This is a genomic window from Oceaniovalibus sp. ACAM 378 (assembly GCF_008085915.1).
Classification (GTDB): Bacteria; Pseudomonadota; Alphaproteobacteria; order Rhodobacterales; family Rhodobacteraceae; genus Oceaniglobus.
The window spans coordinates 130396-152114 of sequence record NZ_VSJK01000009.1 but is presented as its reverse complement, the minus strand read 5'-3'; the positions used below and the strand labels follow the sequence as shown (position 1 = coordinate 152114).

Annotated in this window: 18 protein-coding genes; 3 read left to right on the top strand and 15 right to left on the bottom strand. The window is 60.4% G+C overall.

Annotation, left to right across the window (positions count from 1 at the left end):
* Positions 1–161: 161 nt before the first annotated feature.
* From mdoH to FQ320_RS13870, 12 genes are all read right to left on the bottom strand, one after another.
* Positions 162–2060, bottom strand: a complete 1899-nt coding sequence (mdoH, locus tag FQ320_RS13925) for a glucans biosynthesis glucosyltransferase MdoH (protein ID WP_255509505.1) — start codon at positions 2058–2060, stop codon at positions 162–164.
* Entirely contained in the window at positions 2048–3556 is a 1509-nt protein-coding gene (locus FQ320_RS13920) for a glucan biosynthesis protein (protein ID WP_148473238.1), read from the bottom strand. Before FQ320_RS13920 ends, mdoH begins: the two co-directional genes overlap by 13 nt.
* The gene (locus tag FQ320_RS13915; protein ID WP_148473237.1) at positions 3553–4857 is read right to left on the bottom strand and encodes an OpgC family protein; all 1305 of its coding nucleotides are present in this window, start codon (positions 4855–4857) and stop codon (positions 3553–3555) included. The genes FQ320_RS13920 and FQ320_RS13915 overlap by 4 nt, the downstream gene beginning before the upstream one ends.
* Before the next feature lie 28 nt (positions 4858–4885).
* On the bottom strand, positions 4886–6256 hold the full coding sequence (locus FQ320_RS13910) for a tetratricopeptide repeat protein (protein ID WP_148473235.1): 1371 nt from the start codon (positions 6254–6256) through the stop codon (positions 4886–4888).
* Between the two features lie 201 nt (positions 6257–6457).
* The gene (locus FQ320_RS13905; protein ID WP_148473234.1) at positions 6458–7639 is read right to left on the bottom strand and encodes a CaiB/BaiF CoA-transferase family protein; all 1182 of its coding nucleotides are present in this window, start codon (positions 7637–7639) and stop codon (positions 6458–6460) included.
* A gap of 189 nt (positions 7640–7828) precedes the next feature.
* Entirely contained in the window at positions 7829–8302 is a 474-nt protein-coding gene (locus tag FQ320_RS13900) for a DUF302 domain-containing protein (RefSeq protein WP_148473232.1), read from the bottom strand.
* Positions 8303–8374: 72 nt separating this feature from the next.
* Positions 8375–8977, bottom strand: a complete 603-nt coding sequence (locus tag FQ320_RS13895; RefSeq protein WP_370513068.1) for a L,D-transpeptidase — start codon at positions 8975–8977, stop codon at positions 8375–8377.
* 259 nt (positions 8978–9236) lie between these two features.
* Positions 9237–10181, bottom strand: a complete 945-nt coding sequence (locus FQ320_RS13890) for a TAXI family TRAP transporter solute-binding subunit (protein WP_148473229.1) — start codon at positions 10179–10181, stop codon at positions 9237–9239.
* A gap of 99 nt (positions 10182–10280) precedes the next feature.
* Positions 10281–11057, bottom strand: a complete 777-nt coding sequence (locus FQ320_RS13885; protein WP_148473228.1) for an IclR family transcriptional regulator — start codon at positions 11055–11057, stop codon at positions 10281–10283.
* Between the two features lie 42 nt (positions 11058–11099).
* Entirely contained in the window at positions 11100–12455 is a 1356-nt protein-coding gene (locus FQ320_RS13880; RefSeq protein WP_148473226.1) for a TRAP transporter large permease, read from the bottom strand.
* Positions 12455–13123, bottom strand: a complete 669-nt coding sequence (locus FQ320_RS13875; RefSeq protein ID WP_148473224.1) for a TRAP transporter small permease — start codon at positions 13121–13123, stop codon at positions 12455–12457. The genes FQ320_RS13880 and FQ320_RS13875 overlap by 1 nt, the downstream gene beginning before the upstream one ends.
* A gap of 122 nt (positions 13124–13245) precedes the next feature.
* Positions 13246–14478: a TRAP transporter substrate-binding protein gene (locus FQ320_RS13870; protein WP_148473222.1), complete on the bottom strand. Its 1233-nt coding sequence runs from the start codon at positions 14476–14478 to the stop codon at positions 13246–13248.
* Between the two features lie 139 nt (positions 14479–14617).
* Between FQ320_RS13870 and FQ320_RS13865 the strand changes: the two genes are divergently transcribed.
* Both FQ320_RS13865 and FQ320_RS13860 read left to right on the top strand, forming a co-directional pair.
* Positions 14618–16228, top strand: a complete 1611-nt coding sequence (locus tag FQ320_RS13865; RefSeq protein ID WP_148473220.1) for a GMC family oxidoreductase — start codon at positions 14618–14620, stop codon at positions 16226–16228.
* A gap of 88 nt (positions 16229–16316) precedes the next feature.
* On the top strand, positions 16317–17321 hold the full coding sequence (locus FQ320_RS13860; protein WP_148473218.1) for an aldo/keto reductase: 1005 nt from the start codon (positions 16317–16319) through the stop codon (positions 17319–17321).
* A 303-nt stretch (positions 17322–17624) separates the two neighbouring features.
* Here FQ320_RS13860 and FQ320_RS13855 read toward each other — a convergent pair whose 3' ends face one another.
* From FQ320_RS13855 to FQ320_RS13845, 3 genes are all read right to left on the bottom strand, one after another.
* Positions 17625–17852, bottom strand: coding sequence for an N-(5'-phosphoribosyl)anthranilate isomerase (locus tag FQ320_RS13855; RefSeq protein WP_148473216.1), 228 nt, complete (start codon positions 17850–17852; stop codon positions 17625–17627).
* Positions 17853–17894: 42 nt separating this feature from the next.
* On the bottom strand, positions 17895–18680 hold the full coding sequence (locus FQ320_RS13850) for a gamma-glutamyl-gamma-aminobutyrate hydrolase family protein (protein ID WP_187393904.1): 786 nt from the start codon (positions 18678–18680) through the stop codon (positions 17895–17897).
* A gap of 140 nt (positions 18681–18820) precedes the next feature.
* Positions 18821–19018 (bottom strand): hypothetical protein, encoded by a 198-nt coding sequence (locus FQ320_RS13845; RefSeq protein WP_148473213.1) that lies wholly within the window; start codon positions 19016–19018, stop codon positions 18821–18823.
* A 125-nt stretch (positions 19019–19143) separates the two neighbouring features.
* Here FQ320_RS13845 and pepN point away from each other — a divergent pair, with 125 nt between their 5' ends.
* Positions 19144–21708: an aminopeptidase N gene (gene pepN, locus FQ320_RS13840; RefSeq protein ID WP_148473211.1), complete on the top strand. Its 2565-nt coding sequence runs from the start codon at positions 19144–19146 to the stop codon at positions 21706–21708.
* Positions 21709–21719 lie beyond the last annotated feature (11 nt).

The window sequence follows — 21719 nt, the reverse complement described above, 5'->3', positions numbered from 1 at the left end:
AGTTAAACGCTGCCTCATCCCGGCGCTTGAATGCATGAATCTGGTAAAACGCAACACGCTCTAAGGCGAGATGACTTTGGAAGGAGCCTAAATTCGCCCCGGAATCGGGCGACTTTTGAACGGACTGCCTCTGCGAAAAGTCATCCCGCTTAATCTGTCGCCTATTCCGCCGCCATTCTCTCGGGCGTGGCCAGCAGTCTGGCAAAGCGACGACGCTCGGCCATGGCCCTGCGGATGATGCGGGGGGTGTTGCACATCTCGGGCGTGGCCAGCTGGCGCGCGGTCCAGCGCCGCGTGGACAGGTTGACGCCGCTGAGCCGTGACAGCGGCACCGCCATCACCAGCGACAGCACGATGGGCATCAGCCAAAGCGTGACAACGCCCAAGCCCATTCCAACCAGCAGCAGCGCGCCCAGTACCGTCTCAAGCGCGTGAAACTTGAAAAGCGTGGGCCAGCCATAGACCCCGCCACGCCGCGCCTGCGGGGACCAGGTTTCGCTTATGCCCGCAGCCGTGCGCAGAACCGCGACGGATTGCTGCACCATCAGCACCGGAGCATAGGCAACCGACAAAGCGATTTCCGCCAGAACCGACAGCACGAATTGCCGCGCCCCGCCCAGATCGCGCAGAGGGATGCCGACACGGTGGATCGCGCCCGCGCTCATCAATTTCGGCGCCAAAAGCATGGCATACATGAAGGTCAGCATCGAAATGCCCTTGAACGTCGACATTTCTGGCCAACGCACCTGAGGATCGAAGCCTTCGAAATACTGGAAGACATTGCCGTCATTGCCCTGCCCGACCAGCGCCCAGACCACCAGCAACGCCAACCAAGCAGGTGACATCAGGTATCCCATGGCACCGCTGACCAGATGAAACCGCGAAACGGTATGAAACCCGCGCGACGCCAGAAGACGCAGGTGTTGCAGGTTGCCTTGACACCAGCGACGGTCGCGCAAGACATAGTCGATCAGGGTCGGCGGCACCTCTTCATAGCTGCCCTCGATCCGCGGCAGGAACCGCACCGACCATCCGGCACGACGCAGCAGCCCGGCCTCGATAAAGTCATGGCTGAGGATCAGCCGTTCCTCGCCGTTCTTCAGCCTGACACGCGGCAATCCCGCACAGGCGGCAAAGGCAGAGGACCGGATAATGGCGTTATGACCCCAATAATTGCCCTCGCGGTCGGTCCACCGGGCCAACCCTTCGGCAAGTGCAGAGCCATAAATCCGGTTGGAAAACTGCTGAATACGGCCAAACAACGTTGTCGCACCGAACAGCATGGGAAACGACTGGATCAATCCAGCGGACGGATCGTCGGACAGGGCATCGGCCAGCGCGACAATGGCGCGCCCGCTCATCAGGCTGTCGGCGTCCAGCACCAGCATCGCCTCGTGGCTGCCGCCCCAGTTTTCCATCCAGTCGGCAAGGTTGCCGACCTTTTTGTCGGTGTTGGTCTCGCGGCGACGGTAAAACACTCCGGTGCCGGCAGGCAGTGTGGCGCGCAGGGCGTGAAAAGCGCGCAGTTCCTGCAGGGCGATCTCTTCGTCCCGGGTGTCGGACAGCACGAACAGCGAAAAATGGTGCCGGTGCGGTTCGTCCTGCAGGGCGTCGATCATCGCAGCGGCATTACCGAACACATCGGCGGGGGATTCGTTATAGATCGGGATCAGCAGAGCCACGCTCATCCCGCGCACATCGTCCTGTGACTCCGACGCGGGGTAGCGGCGCAGCCACAGCAGCGTGGCAACGCCAAGACTGGCCGTGCTGACCGAGAGTGCAATCCAGAAGAAGGTAAACGCGATCAGCGCGATCACCACACATTCAAACACCGACAGACCGCCCATGGCGAACCAGTCGGTAAAGGCGGCAATCAGACCCATTGTGGTCAGGACCGCCGGTACGAATGTCGCCAGACGCCACAGTGCCGCACGGGAGCGCACACGCACATTCGGACGGTCGGGTCCGCCATAGGGCCGATCCAGCGCCTGAATCGGGCGGTAGAGAGGATTGAGCGGCGGCATCCGGCCCCGGCTCTGAAAATTTGTTACGCCGTCCATCGATAAAGCCACACTTCGCTGACAGGGGTTCCATCCCGAAATATCTGAGCGCGCAACTCGATGGCGCGTTCCTCTCCCGGTTGCAACGATAACGCCACCCGGACACCGCCGGTTCCCGGGTTTCGCTGCACGACAGCTGGCTCCAGATCATTCCGGCCACCAAGCCGAACGACCAGATCCTTCAGGTCGCCTGCGATGCCCGGGTGATCGGCAAAGTCAATCGTCACAACGGTTTTTAGCTGATCGAACCCTTTGCCGATCCGCGTATTGGTGACCTTTGCCACGTCAGGCAGATCGGTCGGGTTATCACCCCACTCCATCCCATAGGCAAAATCATGCCGCGATGCGGCGGCATACTGCGCATGCGGCAACCAATACGCGACGATATTGTCATATATTTCGCGGTCAGCCGGAATTTCAACCAGCCGCACAGTTCCCGGCCCCCAGTCGCCACGCGGAATGATCCACAAAGACGGACGTTTTTCGTACTGTGCCTCAAGGTCGGCGTAATCCTCGGCCCGGCGGTTTCTTTGCATCAGACCGAACCCCTTGGGGTTATCGTCGACAAAGCTGGAAAATTGCAGCGCGGCGGGGTTGGCCAGCGCCCGCCAGAGCACTTCGCCGTTGCCGTTGTGAATCAACAATCCCTCGCTGTCGTGCACGGCGGGGCGGAAATCGTCGAACCGGTGGCGGTTGGTTTCATCGAACAGAAACATGCTGGTCAGGGGCGCAAGACCGACATGGTCCAATGCGACACGGGCAAACAGGGTGACCGCCACTTCGACCCGGGCAGGCATGCCGGGGGTGATGACAAAGGTATAGGCACCACAGACCGAAGGCCCGTCGAGCAAGGCGTGAACCGTGAATGTCTCGGCCCCGGCTGGGGCAGTTTCGATCCAGAACCGGGTGAACTCGGGAAACTCTTCTCCGGCATCGTCACCGGTGCGCAGGGCAAGCCCGCGCGCCGACAATCCATAGGTCTGGCCGTTGCCGATCATCCGGAAATAGCTGGCGCCCTGAAACACCATGAATTCCTCGAATATTCCGCGCTTGTGCAATTCGGCCCGCAGACGGATGCCGGAATACCCCATGTCTTCAACCGGCAAATCGGGAAACTTGTCGGTCTTGTCGAACAGCGAGATGTCAAATCCCAGGGTGCGCGCCACACCGCTCTCGACGATCGAAACCTCGACCGGGTGTTTGAAAAACAGACCGGCTGCAAACAGATCGAGCTGCAGCGCACGCGCCTCGTCTGCCCAGATCGCCTTTTGCGAATTGAACCAGATCGATTTGTACTGGTCATAGGTCAGATTGCGCCATGCCTCGGGCACATCCGGTGCCGGGACATGGGGGGATTTCGCCAGCCGTTCGGCCTCGGCCACCAGCCACTCGCGCGAAAAAGGTGTCTCGGACACCACAAGTTCGTCGCGGGCCACGGCGGGTGCCGCCGACAAGGCGGCAAGGGTCGCGATAAAGGTGCGTCGGTTCAGGGTCATCCGGTGGCCGATACTTTCCAGGGCTGACGCTTGAACCAGGACACGCCGTAAGCGAGACCGATCAACAGCGCAAAGCCGATAAGGTTGGCGGCGGTCATGTTCCAGACGTTTCTGCCGATCTGGTCCATTACAAAACCGGAGAAGCGGGCGAAAAACATCGAGAACAGAAAGACCGCCAGTGATTGCTGCCCGACCTTGGTGATCATCGCGACAAAACCGCGCCAGACACGGGTCGCCGCACCGTCACCCACCGGGCGCAGACGGCGGCCATGCGGACCGGCCACCACCCATGCGAGATAGGCAAGAGCCAGAAAATGCACAAAGCGCAGGATGCCGAAATCGGTCTTGTCATACCATCCGGCAAAGCCCTGCCGCCAGTCAAACACCGGGTTGCACGCGCCGAACCCGGTTTCGCTGCACCCGGTCATTGCGACAAAGGCCGTCTGAACCGGCTCCCACTGGAACAGCCGGAATCCGATTGCGGACAGGAACACAAAGCCGATCACCACCGCCGCCGCCAGAACAACCAGCCAGGCACGCACCGGCGGCGCCGGGATCCAGCCGCGCATCAGGAAAAAACCGGTGAAAAAGATCAACTGCCAAGCGAAAGGATTGAAGAACCATTCGCGCGTTGACCACGGTTCTGCCGAGAAGTTTATTCCCGCATCCCTGAACCCGAACCAGCCCAAAAGCGCCGATTGCGCCGCCAGCCAAACCGCCAGGGACACGGCGAACACCAGCCAGACATGCACCCGCGCCAGCGCCATCACCACCGGCAGCATCGCCAGAATCACCATATACATCGGCAGGATGTCGAAATAATTCGGCACATAGGTCAGCGTCAACAGCCCCACCAAAGGCACTGCGGGATCGGCAAAGAATTTCCACAGGTTCAGCGATCCGATATATTGCTTATCAAACCCGCCCAGCAGGTCGATCGCCGCCAGCATCGCCGCTGTGGCGACAAACAGCGCGATATGCGCCCAATAGACCTGCCAGACCCGCTGGGCCACCCGCGCGGTGCCAAGGAACCAGCCGCGCCGGTCGAAACTGCCCCCAAAGGCAATCGCGCTGGCCATGCCTGAGCAAAAGACGAAGATCTCGGTCGCGTCGGAAAACCCCCAACGGCCGGGGATCCAGCTTGAGAAAAAGTTGTTGGGCGTATGCGCCGCCAGAATGATCAGCATGGCGATGCCGCGATAGAAATCGAGCCGCGGATCGCGTGCAGTCACACCTGCGGCGGGCCGAGCCCGCGTCGTGCTGGCTCGGCCATATGCCGCAAGATCTGTCGTTGATTCCATGACCATACCGGTTTTCCGTTCGTGCCGCTTATTCAGCCGGAACGCGTCCTGCGCAAGCGGCATCGCGGCCTCTGGCGATGAGTTGGCGGCGGACCGCCGCATATCCGTCTTCGCGGCCCGCCCGATGCGCAGTGCGATCGGTCAGAATGGTTTCGGCCTCGTCCAGAAACCCCGACCGGATAGCGCTGTCGATGGTCAGCCGTTCGAACACATCGCGCTGTGCATGGCTGCCGCCAGCCTGCTGCATCGTCTTGCGGGCACGGGCAAGGTTCAGGAACGCGATGTCGTATTTCCCGTCACCAAAGGCCACCAGCCCCGCCGCCGCAGACAATCCGGGCTGTGCCATCGCCCGGTGCATATAGCTGGATTGGGCGCGCGCGTCGCGGTGTAACCGCCCCATCAACGTCGTCACGGCATCGGTCCGGTCATCGCTGACCAGCGCCAGCATATAGTGCAGATCGGCAAAGATCAGACAGCCGTCTTCGGTACGATCCTCGGACAGGTCCGCGAGTTCGCCCCAACGGTCGCCAACCTTCACCCCGTCCAGTTCCAGCCGCATCAACAGCGACGTGGCGTTGGATATGTCGCGGTAATCGTCGGTCTTTTCCTTGCGAATTTCATCATCGTACAGCGCCAGCACCGCATCGGTCTGGCCAAGATCAAGGTGCATCAACGCCTTGTGCCACCAGACGTGAAAGCGAAAGTTGTTGCAATGCGCCCAGGCCCCCTCGCGCCCTGCCAACCAGTCAAGCCCGCCCTGTGCATCCGCCGTCATGTCATGGACATGGGCAACCGCATGTAGCCCCCAGGCGTCGTCTGGACACAGCTTCAACGCCCTGTGCCCCGTCGAATGGGCCAGCTCAAACGCGCCGGTTTCCTCGAGCGCAAAGGCATGACAGCCCAAGACATACCCCCGTCCCGGATGATCGTCCCCATGTGCAGGCAACGCCTGTTCGATCATCCGCCGCATGCCCGGGCTGTCGCCCAGCACAAAGCGCAGCGCATGATCCAGCTTCACCACCAGAGTATCGCCGGGGTTTGCGGCCAGCAGCCTTTCGAAGGTGGCCAGCGTTTCACGCACCCGGCCCGCAAGCCAGTCGTCCAGCGCGCCGACCAGCGCAATTTCCCGCTGGGTGGCGGGCGCTATGGCGAGTGCGGCACGGGCCATCTCCGCTGCTTCAGCCGCCGTGGCGATAAATTCGCGCCGCCCCAACAGGATATGGAACATGCCCTTTACGGCGTGGGCCAGCGCGAAACCGGGCGCAGCACTCAGGGTTGCGGCCAGATGGGTGGGCGTGGCGGCAGAATGCGCCATAAAGGCAAGTTGCATCGCGTTCCAGCTGTCCAGAGCCGGACCCGCATCAAGACTGATGGGTTGGCCAAAAATATCTTGCGTCATAAGCTGTTCCGCCGTTTTCTGGTGCTGTTGACCCTGCCTAACGAAACATGGGGCAAAACCATCGTCACAGAGAGGTGTATGACACCTCTGTGAAGTCATGTGATCGGAAAGCCGGAAAATATCGCCCGGAGTCACCGGTTTTGCCGATTTTCCAGGTTCCGCATCACGTCCATGTTACAGTCTTCTGCGGCAGGGGTTCCGTCAGAGCGGTTTTTTAAGCCGTGCCAATACGGTTTCGGTATCCTGTCCAAAGCGTGGCGGCCCCCGGCGATAACTCACTGGACTGGCCGACATTTTCAGCGGGTTGCCGATCAGCCGCACATGGCCCGCCGCTGCATGATCGGACGCCACCTGTGCCACCATGCCGCGCGCTGCCACCTGATCGGATGCGAACACCTGATCCAATGTCTGTACTGGCCCCACAGGCACCTTGCGGGCCTCAAGTCCGACGATGATATCTGCCATGGGACGTGCAGCCAGCAGCGGTGCCAGCGTGGCAATCAGGCTGTCACGGTTCGCCAATCGGGCGGGATTGGTGGCATATCGCGGATCGGCGCTAAGCCCCGACTGATCGAGATAGTCGCAGAACCGCGCAAACTGGCGATCATTGCCGACGGCCACCAACAGATGCCCGTCACTGGCGGCAAATACCTGATAGGGAACGATATTCGGGTGGGCATTGCCGCGCCGCTGGGGCACATCGCCCGAGGCGAGGTAATTCACCCCCTCGTTGATCAACCAAGCGATCTGACTGTCGACCAGCGAGATATCGATATGCTGCCCCTGCCCGGTGGCGTCACGGTGGCGCAATGCGGCAAGGATGCCGACGGTCGCATACATGCCGCACATCACATCGGCGATGCCCACGCCCACTTTCATCGGCTCGCCGTCGCTGACCCCGGTGAGGGACATGATGCCGCCATACCCCTGCGCCATCAGATCATAGCCGGGCTTGGCCGCATTTGGCCCCGTCTGCCCATAGCCCGAGATCGAGCAATACACCAACCGCGGATGCTCGGCACAGATCGTCGCATGATCCAGACCGTATTTTGCCAGCCCGCCGGGTTTGAAATTCTCGATCATCACGTCGGATTGCGCGGCCAGGGCGCGGATCGTTTCTTGCCCTTCTGGCGTGGCGATATCCACTGCGACTGACAGTTTATTGCGATTGGCGCACATAAAATAGGCCGACAGATCGGTCTGATTGCCAGCGGCATCGGCGATAAAGGGCGGACCCCAGGCGCGGGTGTCATCGCCGCCGGTCGAGGGGTTTTCGATCTTGATCACTTCGGCGCCAAGATCACCCAAGAGCTGCGTAGAGGTCGGCCCCGCGAGAATCCGCGTCAAATCCAGAACCTTCAACCCGTCCAATGCCCCAGCCATGCCTGCCCCTTTAAATCTGTCGTTAATTTTTCATTGCCGGTCTATCACGGCGGCGGACATGGTGTCGGGCGCGCGCGCGGCGGTCAAGCCTGCGCCGCCGGACGCACCGCATATTAGCAGACAGCCCGCAGCAGGGCACCACCGGACGGCGAAGCCGATCATGCAAATGGTCCACGGTCGGCTGACCAGTCAGTTGGAGGCGGCCTGCGCGATCTTTTGGAAGGCGGCGTCAAGTTCGCCTGCCGCAGCCTTCAGATCGGCGTCTGCTTCGTCAAAATAGGGCGCAAAGACAAAGCTTGGCGTCTTCCAGGACAGGGTGGCGGTCCCGTCATCGTCCTCGGTCAGATAGAAACGCACCGGCGCTTCGATCATCGCCGGCACCGACAGGTTGAGGATGCGGACGGCAAATTTGTTGTTGAAAACGCCGATGACCTGGTTTTCTGGGATATCGATGCCGCGTTTCCGGGCTGCAGCGGTCGGTCCGGCCTGTGTGACCACGCCAAACCCATTGGCAGTGACCGCTGCCTTGGTATCGTCAAGCAGAGTGGCAAAGGGTTTGTCGGTATCGATCACGACCCATCCGTCGCGGGCGATGACCGATTGCGCCCCAACCGGAAGCGCCAGGGCGAAAGTCATCAGAACAGTCGGCAGAATGCGTTGCATGGGGATACCTCCAGGATTGGCACACACCCTAGAGGCGCGAACCAATCCCGGACAGTCACGATTGCGACAGCGTCAGCCCTGCGCCGAAGACGCGTTCGGCCCCATACGAGGGTACAACACGATGCGCGACTGCATCGGCACGCGATTGTAGAGATCGACGATCTGATCGTTGACCAGACGCGCACAACCATTGCTGACGGCGCGAGCGATGGTGTTGGGCAGGTGCGTGCCATGGATCCGCAGGAAAGTATCGCCGCGTCCCGGTGAGAACAGATACAACGCCCGCGCACCCAGTGGGTTGGTCAACCCGCCCGGAATGCCATCCTTTTCATATCTGGCGTATTGGTCGGGGCTGCGTTTGACCATGTCGGGGGTCGGCTTCCAGCTTGGAAATTCTTTCTTCGCGCCAACAACGAACTCGCCGGGCTCGTACAATCCCACACGGCCGATTCCGACTGTGTACCGGATCGCCTGTAGATCGGGCAGAGTCCAGTACAGGGCAAATTCATCGGGCATGACGTGGATTTCACCCGGCGCCAGATTGACGCGCAGTTGAACAATGCGCGGTTCGTATTGCGGCGGAACGGGATAGTCAGGCACGGTCTGGGCCGTCAGGGGCGTGGCGCCCAACAGGCCGACTGCGGCCCCGGATTGCAGCAGATTGCGACGGGTCAGCATGGCGGTAATTTTCCTTCCAGACAGGGCGCGGCCGTTAAGGGTGCAAAATACACCGGACCATTGCGCTGAATTTTCTCATAATCCATGTGACTGGCAAGCCATCGAGTGTCCAAAAGTTCCCATTTCTGCGCAGGATCACGGGGCGTTGATGCCGGAAAGGGACATTTTCGCCACGCCCTGCCCCGCCAATCGGGACAATTGGCCATGCAAACAGTCCTGCGGGGCGCACAAACTGACACCCCGCAGAATCGCGTGCCTATTTTTGCGAATCGCTCAGGCTCACGCCGATTTCGTCATAGTACCGCACGGCGCCGGGGTGGATCGCCGTCGTGATTGTCGACAACATGCCGCTGCTGACGGCCCCCCACCAAGGCGAGGTCGTGGAGAGCATGTCTTTCTGCTCCCAGAACGTTTTCGTCATCAGATAGGCGGTGTCGTCGTCCATCTTGTCGGTCGCATAGGCGACGACAGGCAGCGATGTGGTGGCCACGTCCGTGTCCTGTCCCGGATAGGTGCCAGCCGGAATCACGACAGGCGTGCGCTTGGTCGCCGTCACCTGTTCATCGGTCATCGAAATCAGCGTGACCGGCATGCTGGCCGCCGCTTCGATCACGTTTGGCGCGGGATAGCTGCCTGCGGTGACGAACCCGTCGATCTGACCATTCTTCAGCGCGGCGACAGCATTCGACAACTCGCTGTCAGCAATTTTCACCTTGTCGGTCAGCCCGAACAGCTCGACGTATTTTTCACCCTCGGTGGCGCCAAAACTGCCAGCCCCCAGAAGGATCGTCTTGCCCTCCAGCCCGTCAAGCGTGGTGACACCGCTGTCGGCGGACATGATGAAATGCATGGTCAGCGACGGAATCGGAAACAGCGCGCGAATACCGTCAAAGGCCGGATCGCCCTTGTCGGCAAACGGGCCGCTGGCTGCCTGTGCCGAACCAATCAGAGCGGGCGGCGTGGTGAAAACATAGTCCGCGCCGCGTGCCCGCACCTCCATCACGTTTTGCACCGACCCCTGACTTTCTTCCAGCGTGACGATCACGTCGCCGCCGGTGCCAGCCTTCATCGCTTCGGCGATTTCAACGCCCATCTGATAATAGGCGGTGCCAGCCTTGGCCGACTTGTAAGTGATGCGCGTTTCGGCCAGCGCGGGCATCGCCAGCGCAATCGCAGCAGCGGTGAACAATACGGTTTTCATGCAGGTTCCTTCCCGGATTTTCGTTGTCGGAGCCGATCATGTGGTACCGCACGGGGAAACAAAAGCCCCCATTTCAGCGCGGTGTCGGGGATCGGCGGGCTAGTCCAAAAGCAGCGCCGAAAGATCCAGCGCAGCTTTTTGCAACAGCGGCAGATGCGTCTGCAACGCCGAAAGATCTTGACGCTGCACCGGAGAATGCACGGACAGGGTGGCAAGAACCCGTTCCTGATCGTCCAGGATCGGAACCGCGATCGCCACCATACCTTCCATGAATTCCTCGTTATCTGTGGAAAACCCGTTGTGGCGCACCTGTTCCAACTCGGATTTCAGGGCCGCAGGCTCGGTCAGGCTGTGCTGTGTCCGGGCGTTCAGCACGGCAGCGGCCAGATACCGGTCAAGGAAACTTGGCTTCAGCGAACTGAGATACATCTTGCCGCTGGCGGTGCAGTGAAACGGCACCTGTGTGCCGATCGGCAGTTGGATGCGCAGCGGCCATTTGGTTTCCACCCGGTCGAGATATCGCATCGCTTCACGGTCGGGGGTGGCGATGTTGCAGGTTTCGCCGATCTTTTCGGCCACAGCCGTCAGGATAGCGACGCGCGCCGTGCGCACATTCAGCGATGACAGCGTGTTCACCGACAGCCGCCGCAGCCGCCGACCCGGACCAAAGGACCGCCCGTCAAGATCGCGTTGGACGAACCCTTCGGACTCGGCGGTGTTCAGCAGACGGTGCACCGTCGGCTTGGGCAGGCCCAGCGCCAGCCCAAGATCCGCCGGGCTGACCGGTTTGCCGACACGCGCCAGTTCTTCCAGCAGCAGCAAAAGCCGCAAATTGGTCGGGATCTGGCCTGTTTCAGCCGCCGGGTCTTCGGACATCACTCTGCTTTCGGGTTTGGCATCAGCCGCCGGTGGGCGGAGTCAGTTCGGCAATAGCATCAACGCAAGTGATGGTGTCAACGCGACAAGCAACCAAACGGCAATCAACGCGACCAGATAGGGCACGGTGTATTTCAGCAGTCTGAAATAGGGCACTCCGGTCACCCCGCTGGCGACATATAGGTTCAGACCATAGGGCGGCGTGATGAATCCGATCGACGCGCCGACAAGGAAAATCACCGCGAAATGCACCGGGTCGACGCCCACGCTGGCCGCTACAGGTGCCAGGATCGGCGCAAGGATGATCGTCACCGGCAGAGATTCAAGGATCATCCCGGCCACGAACACAATCGCCATCGAGGTGAACAGAACCGCATAGTACCCGCCCATCGACGTTACGAAATTGCCGATCACCTCCTGCGCACCAAGTAGCGACAGGTTTTGCTGCATCACCACCGAAATCCCGATCAGCGGCGCAAGGATGCCGGTGATCTGGGCCGAGCGCATGACGATGCTTGGCACCTCGGTCAGTTTAAACCCCTCGACCACGACCATGTCGCGATACCCCTTTTGATCGACGGGCGTGTCGGCATCGTTGTGCATCATCCGGTTCAGCGGATAAGAGATCAGCCCGACAATCAGGCAGAACCCGACCGTCACCGCCGCCGCCTCGGTCGGGGAAAACTTGCCGGTATAGATACCGTAAAGCACCAACCCGATGGCAAAGAACCCAAGCCATGCGCCGAACGCGGTTTTGAGCACCCGACCCAGACGCAGCGGAATCAGATAGCCCCAGCCGTTTAGCGAGCAGACGATCCAGCAGGCGAACATCATCGCCCAGACCATCAGCGCACCGGGCAGGATGCCGGCGATGAACAGGTCCGAAATCGACAGGTTCATCAGATAACCGTAAACGATAAAGATGATCGATGGCGGGATAATGATACCCACTGTTCCCCCTGCCGCTGCCGTGGCCGCGGAAAATCTTTCGTCGTATCCGCCCTTGACCATCTCGGGGTGCAGCATTGATCCGATGGTCGCGGTGGTTGCGCTGTTGGATCCGGAAATCGCTGCGAACAACCCACAGGCGCCAATCGCCGCCATGGCCAGACCACCGCGCAGCCAGCCAAGACAGGAATAAGCGAAATCGGAAAGCCGCCGCGCGATACCTGATTTGTTGATCAGATCGCCGGTCAGGATGAACAACGGCATCGCCAGCAGGGCAAACCCCTTGACGAACACATTCGACAGTTCGGCCCCCACATTGTCCAGCGTCTGACCCAGAACGAAAGTGGTGCCGATCACCCAGTATCCGATGATCAGAAACACCGGCACGCCCAGCATGAACAGAAAGGTCACGCCGACCGATATCAGCGTTATGATGGTTGCATCAGTCATCACGCATCCCCCCCGATGATACCCGGCTCGATCAGGGGGCGCCCGGTGCGGAAGTTGGCCAAGTCGTCGGCCCAGTTCTGCAACACCCGCGCCGACATCAGCAGGAACGCGATGGGCATTGTGATCAGAAACCACCATTTCATGAAATTGTCCGTTCCCTCAAGGATCTGGAAATTGCCCGCCGACTGCGCCGTGATACGCGACGATGTGACGACAACGATGACGCAAAACCCCAGCCACAGCACCGCATCCAGCGACAGACAGGCCATCTGCATCGGGCGGGGCATGTTGCTGCGAAATTCGGTAAACGCGAGATGCGTGCGCAGCTTGATATTCCAGGCACAGCCGAACCAGGTCATCACCAGGAACAGCACTGGCGGAAAGGTCGTGGACCAGGGCGCCTGTACCGAGAACACGAAACGGCGGATCACCTCGACAAAGATGATCACCGCGATCCCGAGATAGGCATAGACCATGATCGTGCGTTCAAGATGCCGCTCGAGGAATGGGATCACCCGGTAAACGATCAGGATGAACAGCCCGCCGAGCAGGGTGAACACGATGCCTGCAAGCCAGGCGCCATTGGTCCTGAACGCGCTGCTCATTTCAAAGGAATCGCCGCTTGCCATGGCGCCGACGACGCCGATGGCTTCCGAAAACAGGGACATGACCCCTCCTCAGCATTGGTTAGGTTGGCCTGCCGCTGTGGCAGTCTGCCGCCCGGGTCGCCCCGATTGACCGTAAGGCCGGCCCCCGACCGGGGACCGGACAGGTTCATCCGGTCAGGATGTCAGCCCTTCCACCAGCGGCGCGGCTCGACATTCTCGGGCAGCGTGTCTTTTGGAATCTGCCGCGCGACGTCATAGATTTCCTGATAGGTATCAATGCCACCGGCCCAGTTGTTCAGACGCTCGCGCCACTGCTCCCACAGCTGCGGCTGGAACTCGGGCGAACACATTTCCTCAGCGATCTTGATCTGATCGTCGGCAAGGAAGGCGCAGCGCACATCGTCCTTGACGAACATCGTGTTTGGCAATTGCGGATCGGAAAAGCCAACGGTGTTGACCAGCGCCGCCTCGTTCGCGCCCTGCACATGGACCTGCGTCCAATAGGCTGATTCCATGACCGCGTTCTGCAATTCCTCGGACAGTGAGTTGTAAACCTTGGTGGAAATCGATGTGTGTTCGGTGCCGCAGAAGAATTTCAGATCGACCGACTGGGACACAACCGGGGTCATCCCGGCATAGGCCACTGCCGAGGCCCAAGTCTCGGCACCGTCGATCAGACCCTGACGAAGACCGTCCAGCGTTTCCTCCCATGCCACGGGCACGGGGTTTAGATTCAGCGCCTGCATGGCGATGCGACCCAGCTGTGTTCCGGTGACGCGGTTCTTGGTGCCGAACAGTTCTTCAACCTTGGTGACGGTCGGGCGATCCTTCCACCCCTGCCCCAACTGGATTCCGCGCAACTCGCAATGGCTGAACAGGAATTTGAGGCCGTGGCGTTCTTCAAGCGGCTCGCGCAGCAGTTTGTTCGATTCAGGTGAGTACAGGAAATGGTACTGGGCCGCGCGCGACGGGAACATATAGGCATAGTCGAGAACGTTCAGATAAGGCGCACCCCCGGCCGAATTCTGGGTCGAGGCGGAATAGATGTCGACGATCCCCTGCTGGGTTTTTTCGACGCAAGAGGTCTGACCGCAGATCTGGTTGTCGCCAATGAATTCGACGCGGATTTCGCCGTCTGTCCGGCTTTCCAGATCGCGGGCGAATTCCAGCCCGCCTGCCCGTTCAATCAGCAGGTTGCGCGCGTTGAACCCCGAGGCGCCCATTTTCAGCGTATGCTTGGCCTCTTTCGCAAACCGCCGCTCATAGGTCGACTCGGCCGCGCGGGCCAAGTTTGCGATGCTCATCGCGCCACCGAAACTGCCAGCGGCCAGCAGCGTGCTGGACATGCCGTATTGCCCGGCCAGTTTGAACAGATCGCGGCGGGAAATGCCGCTGAGCTTGTTACCAATTGTCATCTTCGTTCCTCCCTGAAGTGATCTTAACAGTCGTCTTTGGATCGCGCGCCTCAATTAATGAGACATTTTGTTTCAAAAAATACTATGCGGTGAATTTGATTCTGTATAGAGTTTTTTCATCGAACCATGGGAGAATCGCATGTCCGAAGCAGGTCATGATGCAGATTACGTCATTGTCGGGGCTGGATCCGCGGGTTGCGTACTGGCCAATCGGCTGAGCGCCGATCCGGCAGTTCGCGTTGTCCTGCTGGAAGCGGGCGGGCGCGACACAAACCCGTGGATTCACATCCCGGTCGGGTATTTCAAGACGATTCACAATCCCTCGGTCGACTGGTGCTATAAAACCGAGCCCGATCCGGGGCTGAACGGGCGGTCCATCGAATGGCCGCGCGGCAAGGTTCTGGGCGGGTCATCCTCCCTGAACGGGCTGCTTTATGTGCGTGGGCAGCCGCAGGATTATGACCGCTGGGCACAGATGGGCAATCGCGGCTGGGGCTGGGACGCGGTTCTGCCGCTGTTCCGCCGGGCCGAGAACAATGAGCGCGGCGCCGATGAATTTCACGGCGATCAGGGACCGCTGAACGTGTCGAACATGCGCATCCAGCGGCCAATCTGCGATGCCTGGGTCGCCGCCGCGCAATCGGCGGGCTATCCGTTCAATCCCGATTACAATGGCGCGCAGCAAGAGGGCGTTGGATATTTCCAGCTGACTGCAAAGAACGGTCGGCGGTGCAGCGCCGCTGTTGCCTACCTGAACCCGGTCAAGTCACGCAAAAACCTGACGATCATCACCCACGCCCACGTTCAAAAGGTAATTCTTGACGGCAAGCGGGCCACTGGAGTGCAATACCGCGACAAGGCGGGTGCGCTGCATACTGTCACCGCCCGGCGCGAAATCGTGCTTTCAGGTGGGGCGATCAATTCACCGCAGATCCTGATGCTGTCGGGGATCGGCCCGGGCGAACACCTGAAGGACAACGGGGTTGCTGTGGTGCATGACCTGCCCGGAGTTGGCCAGAACATGCAGGACCATCTGCAGGCCCGATTGGTTTATAAATGCAATGAGCCGACCCTGAATGACGAAGTGCGCGGTCTGGTCAATCAGGCGCGGATCGGCCTGAAATATCTGCTGTTCCGCTCCGGTCCCATGGCAATGGCGGCCAGCCTTGCCACCGGTTTCATGAAATCCCGCCCCGATCTGGAAACCCCCGACATCCAGTTCCACGTCCAGCCCCTGTCGGCGGAAAACCCGGGCAAGGGCGCCGATCTGTTTTCGGCCTTCACCATGTCGGTGTGTCAGTTGCGCCCCGAATCGCGTGGCGAAATCCGGCTGGCCGGGCCGGATGCCGCCACTTATCCCAAAATCTTGCCAAATTACCTGTCCACCGAAACCGATTGCCGCACGGTGGTCGCGGGCGTGAACATTGCGCGCACCATCGCCCGCCATGCGCCGCTGACCGACAAGATATCCGAAGAATACCGCCCCCACGCGTCCCTGCCGATGGAGGATTACGACGCGACGCTGGACTGGGCGCGGAGCAATACCGCGTCGATCTATCATCCTGCGGGCACCTGCGCGATGGGTCAGGGGCCGGGTGCGGTGGTCGATGAACGCCTGCGCGTGCACGGCATTTCCGGACTGCGTGTGGCGGATTGCTCGATCATGCCCGCGATCGTTTCAGGCAACACCAACGCTCCGACCATCATGATCGGTGAAAAGGCCGCTGACATGCTGCGCGAAGACGCCTGATCGACCCGGGCCGGGACGCTGGGACAGAAAACGGCTCGACATTCCGCGCGCGTGCGGGTTTCTTGCCGCGAAAGTCAGGAGCCCTCCAATGATCACCCGCACCATGGGCCGTAACGGCCCCAAGGTATCCGCACTGGGAATCGGCGCGATGTCGTTCTCCGATTTCTATGGCCCAACCACCGACGAAGCGTCTTTTGCCATTCTGGATGCAGCACTGGAACTGGGAATCACGCTGATCGACACGGCCAACGTCTATGGCATGGGGCGCTCGGAAACCGTGATCGGACAATATCTGACGGCACGCGGCCCCGACACACGCGACCGGTTCCACATTGCCACCAAGGCGTCGATAAGCCGCGATCCGAAGACAAAAGCCCGCAGCTTTGACAATTCGCCCACGCATCTTGCGGCTGAGTTGGACAAGAGCCTGAAGAGACTGTGTATCGAACGGGTCGACCTGTTCTATGTCCACCGCCGCGATCCCCGGTACGAGATCGAGGACGTCACCGAAACCCTGGCTAGCTTTGTGAAAGCGGGAAAGATCGCCGCGTTCGGGTTTTCCGAAATTGCTCCGGCGTCGTTGCGCCGCGCAGTGGCGGTGCATCCGGTGGCCGCCGTACAATCGGAATATTCTCTGGCGACCCGCCTGCCCGAACTTGGGCTGGTGCAAGCCTGTGCCGACACCGGCGCGGCGCTGGTCGCGTTTTCGCCGGTCTGCCGGGGTCTGCTGACCGATCGCCCGCCGACGACTGAAACTGTGGCTCAATCTGCCTTCATGTCCGAAGCCCCCCGGTTCACCGGCGACAATCTCGCTGCCAACCTCGTCGCCACCAATTCCTTGCGTCGTCTTGCGGCCAGCATGGGTGTGCCCACTGCAGCGCTGGCCATCGCCTGGCTTTTGTCGCGGGGTGATCATGTATTGCCGATCCCCGGCACAAGGTCTGTGGATCATCTGCGCGATCTGGCCCGGGGCTGTGACATGGAGCTCAGCACGGATGATCTGGCACGGATCGAAGCGGCATTTCCCGTCGGATCGACCCACGGTGATCGCTATGCGACCGCACAATGGATTGGGCCGGAAAGGTACTGCTGACACCCGCACCGCTTGAGGGGTCGTCCGCGTGCCTATCTGGTCTACCGCGCCACTGAAAAATCAGAGCGGTGATGGCGCAAAACCAAGCCGGAGGTTAACTTACGTCCAAGCCCGTGACCGGGATTGGATGACGGGGTTCGACCTAAAAACGAGCCTGGGACGCGTCAGAAAGCCCGAAGGCGGCTTTTCTCGTGCTCAAATATGAGTTGCTTCGTCAAAGTCCGGGGTTCGCAGCCTGACGAAGCTCACGCTGGAAACGGAAAATCGAGATTTTCCGAAACGATTTCCGGCTCGGAAATCGCATCAGACCAACCGATGCATCGGCTCGCGATTGCAGAACACCACGAACTGTCCTGCATTCTCGATCACTGGAAACCCTCGGCGCCGCATCTCAGCCAGAAACACCTGTCGACCGATCATATTTTCCACATCCCGGATCTTTCGCCGAATGACGGCACCGTCGCGCGCCGCCTGCGATGCAAAGAAACGCGCAAAGAACAGTGCCGGAGGCATGGGGCAGAGATGATCCATCCTTCCAACCTGCGCGATGTCGGTAAAAAATCCCTTAATCGCTCAGGCAACTGCCGAAGATCCGTTGATCAATCGCCCCCGCGCTGACGCATAGCCGCGGCAGGCTTCGCCAAATGCTGTGAACAACGGTCGCGACACCGGGTCGTTTGCGGCGTTCCATTCCGGATGCCATTGGACGGAAAGAGTAAACCCCGGAGCACCCTCCACATAGATCGCTTCCGGCGTTCCATCGGGCGCCGTCCCGTCGATCACGATCCGCACTCCGGCGCGACATATGCCCTGCCCGTGCAGCGTATTCGTCATCACAGATTGCGCGCCCATCAGCCGGTGAAACACTCCGCCTTGCGTAAAGCTGACCGCATGTCGCAGTTCGAACTTTTCCTCCAACGTGCCGTCGGGCGGCATGCGGTGGTTGGTTCGTCCCGGAAGATCGCGAATTTCGGGATACAGCGACCCACCCATGGCCACATTGACCTCTTGAAAGCCGCGACAGATTCCAAGAAATGGCTGGCCCCGCTCGACACATGCACGCACCAACGGCAGGACGATGCAATCTCGCGCACGGTCAAAATCACCGTGAGCGGCGGTGGCGATCTCACCGTATTCCTCGGGGTGGACGTTCGGTCGCCCGCCGGTCAGCAGAAACCCGTCACAGGCATCCAACAGTTCGGGCACCGATACCAACCGTGGATCGGCCGGTATAAGCATAGGAATCGCATCTGTGACTCCTGCAACAGCCTGAGTGTTCATCAAGCCCACGGCATGCACTGGATATTGATTGTTCAACAAGTTCTGGTTGCCGATAATTCCGACAATGGGGCGCTTCATGACTATTTCCGTGTCTTGTGTCGTTGGGCCGACCATGCCCCCCCGAACGGTAAAAGACAACGAAATGAAGTGCGCGTCGCAAGCCGGATGTCAAAAATCGGCCGTTTGACAGCAGCTGTTCTCGTCTGGGCACCTGGTGATTATTCTGCAACCACAGCATCGCCCGTGCGTCCGTCGATCTGAGTTTCGGCTTCATCAGGCGTGTTACCCCGTAAGGCAAGCCAGCCGATCATCACAATCAGCATCACGACGGCAAATATTACCGACGCCTTCATACCCAAGAGTGCGGGCTTGTGGTCCTTTTCCTGCTTCTCCACGTTGGTCTGGGGTGCGGACATGATAGTCTCCTTTGATACAGATTGCTTCAGGACAAATTGGATTTTACCGAACGTTGCGGCCGGACAGCTACCCAGTTAACGTCCCGGCCAACAGAAAGTTCACTGTCTTTTGCCAAAGGACCGCCATGAAAGACGCCGCGCCGCAGGATGCACAGCAGGCCACCCGCCTGTCCGATTACCGCCCGTTCAGCCATCTGATCGACAGTGTAAAAATGGTGTTTCGCCTCTCACCGGACGCCACAAGGGTCCGCACCGAAATCCGGTTCCGCCCAAATCCGGCCGCCACTGATCACACCACACTGCGGTTGGACGGTGAAAAACTGCGGCTGATCTCGGCGACAATCGACCGCACCCCGGTCAGCCCGGATGTGACCGACACCCATCTGACCTGCGCCGTACCCGGCGGCCCATTCCTGTGGGAATCCGAGGTCGAAATCGCCCCCACCAGCAATACCGCGCTTGAAGGGTTGTATATGTCCAACGGCATGTACTGCACCCAATGCGAGGCCGAAGGCTTTCGCAAGATCACCTATTATCCTGACCGCCCCGATGTGATGGCCACCTTCAGCGTCCGCATCGAAGGCGACGCGCCGGTCCTGCTGTCCAACGGCAATCCGGGCGACAGCGGCGACGGATTTGCCGAATGGCACGATCCCTGGCCCAAGCCCGCCTATCTGTTCGCCTTGGTCGCAGGCGATCTGGTGGCCCATTCGGGGCAGTTCACCACGATGCACGGCGCCGATGTGGCTCTGAACATCTGGGTGCGACCGGGCGACGAGGACAAGTGCGACTATGCTCTGGACGCTCTGATCCGCAGCATGAAATGGGACGAAGAGGTATATGGCCGCGCCTATGACCTGTCGGTGTTCAACATTGTGGCGGTCGATGATTTCAACATGGGCGCGATGGAGAACAAGGGGCTGAACGTCTTCAACTCGCGCTATGTTCTGGCCAGCCCGGAAACCGCGACCGATCTTGATTACGAACGGATCGAGGGCATCATTGCCCACGAATATTTCCACAACTGGACGGGCAACCGCATTACCTGCCGCGACTGGTTTCAACTGTGTCTCAAGGAAGGGCTGACCGTTTTCCGCGATCAGCAGTTTTCCGGCGACATGCGCAGCCGTCCGGTCAAGCGTATCGCAGACGTCCTGCAACTGCGCGCCCGCCAGTTCCGCGAGGACAACGGTCCGCTGGCCCACCCCGTGCGCCCCGAAAGCTATGTCGAGATCAACAATTTCTACACCGCCACGATTTACGAAAAAGGTGCCGAGCTGATCGGGATGCTGAAACGGATTGTCGGCGACGCGGAATATGACAAGGCGCTGGCTTTGTATTTTGAACGCCACGACGGGCAGGCCTGCACGATCGAGGATTGGTTGCAGGTGTTTGAGGATTCGACGGGCCGCGATCTGACCCAGTTCAAACGCTGGTATCAGCAACCCGGAACGCCGCGCCTGAAGGTGACAGAGAGCTTTGACAACAATCGCCTGACGGTAAATCTTCGGCAATACACTCCGCCCACCCCGGGGCATGCCGCAAAGGAACCGCAGGTCATTCCAATCGCATTCGGCTTCCTGCATCCCGACGGGAACGACATGACGGGCAGCGAAATGCTGATCATGGACAAGGCCGAGGATCAAATCACTTTCGACACCAAGGGCCCGCGCCCGGTTCTGTCGATCCTGCGGGGCTTTTCCGCGCCGGTGATCGTCGAGCGTGAGATGACCATTGAACAGCGTGCTTTTCTTTTGGCCCACGACACCGATCCTTTCAATCGTTGGGAGGCGGGGCGCACTCTGGCCAAGGATGTTTTGACGTCGATGGTGGTGGACGGTGCCACGCCCGCGCCGGTCTTTCTTTCGGCGCTGGACAAGGTGCTGCGCGACGAAACGCTTGAGCCCGCATTTCGCAGTCTTTGCATAGCGTTGCCGGGTGACGATGACATGGCGCAGACACTGTTCGATGCCGGGCTGACCCCCGATCCGGATGCGATCCGCGATGCCCGCCAGCGTTTGACGCGTGAGATCGCCGAAACCAATGGCGATGTATTGGGCGGGATATTCGATGCAATGGCGGTGCCCGGCCCCTATGCGCCCGATGCCAAGGGCGCGGGTGCGCGGGCGCTGCGACTGTCGGCGCTTGGGTTCCTTTCGCATATCGACGGCGGCGCGCGGGCCGAGCGGCTGTTCGAAGCGGCGGACAACATGACAGAACAGGTCGGCGCACTTGCGGCGCTGCTTGCCACCGAAAAGGGTGACGAACAGGTGGCCGCGTTCGAGAACCAGTGGCGGGATGACCGGCTGGTGATGGACAAATGGCTGATGTTGCAGACGATGCTGGCCGCACCCGAACGGGCGGCCGAGGTGACGCGCGATCTGGCGGCACGGGCTGATTTCGACTGGAAGAACCCCAATCGCTTCCGCTCGCTTATCGGCGGGCTGGCCGGCAACCATGGCGGGCTGCACCACGAATCGGGCGCGGCCTATGAACTGATCGCTGACTGGCTGATCCGGCTTGATCCGGTGAACCCGCAGACAACGGCGCGAATGACGACGATCTTTGAAACCTGGCGCCGCTATGACGCGGACCGGCAGGGAATGATGCGCGCCGCAATGGAACGGATCGCAGCAACCCCCGGCCTGTCACGCGACACCGACGAAATGGTGGGCCGCATTCTGGGCTGACAAGGGAATGG

Bases quoted from the DNA above. Each gene is read 5' to 3' on its own strand.
- FQ320_RS13870 (WP_148473222.1), bottom strand. From the start codon at position 14,478: ATGACAATTGGTAACAAGCTCAGCGGCATTTCCCGCCGCGATCTGTTC.
- FQ320_RS13910 (WP_148473235.1), bottom strand. From the start codon at position 6,256: ATGACGCAAGATATTTTTGGCCAACCCATCAGTCTTGATGCGGGTCCG.
- FQ320_RS13920 (WP_148473238.1), bottom strand. From the start codon at position 3,556: ATGACCCTGAACCGACGCACCTTTATCGCGACCCTTGCCGCCTTGTCG.
- FQ320_RS13885 (WP_148473228.1), bottom strand. From the start codon at position 11,057: ATGTCCGAAGACCCGGCGGCTGAAACAGGCCAGATCCCGACCAATTTG.
- FQ320_RS13845 (WP_148473213.1), bottom strand. From the start codon at position 19,018: ATGTCCGCACCCCAGACCAACGTGGAGAAGCAGGAAAAGGACCACAAG.
- FQ320_RS13860 (WP_148473218.1), top strand. From the start codon at position 16,317: ATGATCACCCGCACCATGGGCCGTAACGGCCCCAAGGTATCCGCACTG.
- FQ320_RS13915 (WP_148473237.1), bottom strand. From the start codon at position 4,857: ATGGAATCAACGACAGATCTTGCGGCATATGGCCGAGCCAGCACGACG.
- FQ320_RS13890 (WP_148473229.1), bottom strand. From the start codon at position 10,181: ATGAAAACCGTATTGTTCACCGCTGCTGCGATTGCGCTGGCGATGCCC.
- FQ320_RS13850 (WP_187393904.1), bottom strand. From the start codon at position 18,680: ATGAAGCGCCCCATTGTCGGAATTATCGGCAACCAGAACTTGTTGAAC.
- FQ320_RS13880 (WP_148473226.1), bottom strand. From the start codon at position 12,455: ATGACTGATGCAACCATCATAACGCTGATATCGGTCGGCGTGACCTTT.
- FQ320_RS13875 (WP_148473224.1), bottom strand. From the start codon at position 13,123: ATGTCCCTGTTTTCGGAAGCCATCGGCGTCGTCGGCGCCATGGCAAGC.
- FQ320_RS13900 (WP_148473232.1), bottom strand. From the start codon at position 8,302: ATGCAACGCATTCTGCCGACTGTTCTGATGACTTTCGCCCTGGCGCTT.
- FQ320_RS13905 (WP_148473234.1), bottom strand. From the start codon at position 7,639: ATGGCTGGGGCATTGGACGGGTTGAAGGTTCTGGATTTGACGCGGATT.
- FQ320_RS13865 (WP_148473220.1), top strand. From the start codon at position 14,618: ATGTCCGAAGCAGGTCATGATGCAGATTACGTCATTGTCGGGGCTGGA.
- mdoH (WP_255509505.1), bottom strand. From the start codon at position 2,060: ATGGACGGCGTAACAAATTTTCAGAGCCGGGGCCGGATGCCGCCGCTC.
- pepN (WP_148473211.1), top strand. From the start codon at position 19,144: ATGAAAGACGCCGCGCCGCAGGATGCACAGCAGGCCACCCGCCTGTCC.
- FQ320_RS13855 (WP_148473216.1), bottom strand. From the start codon at position 17,852: ATGGATCATCTCTGCCCCATGCCTCCGGCACTGTTCTTTGCGCGTTTC.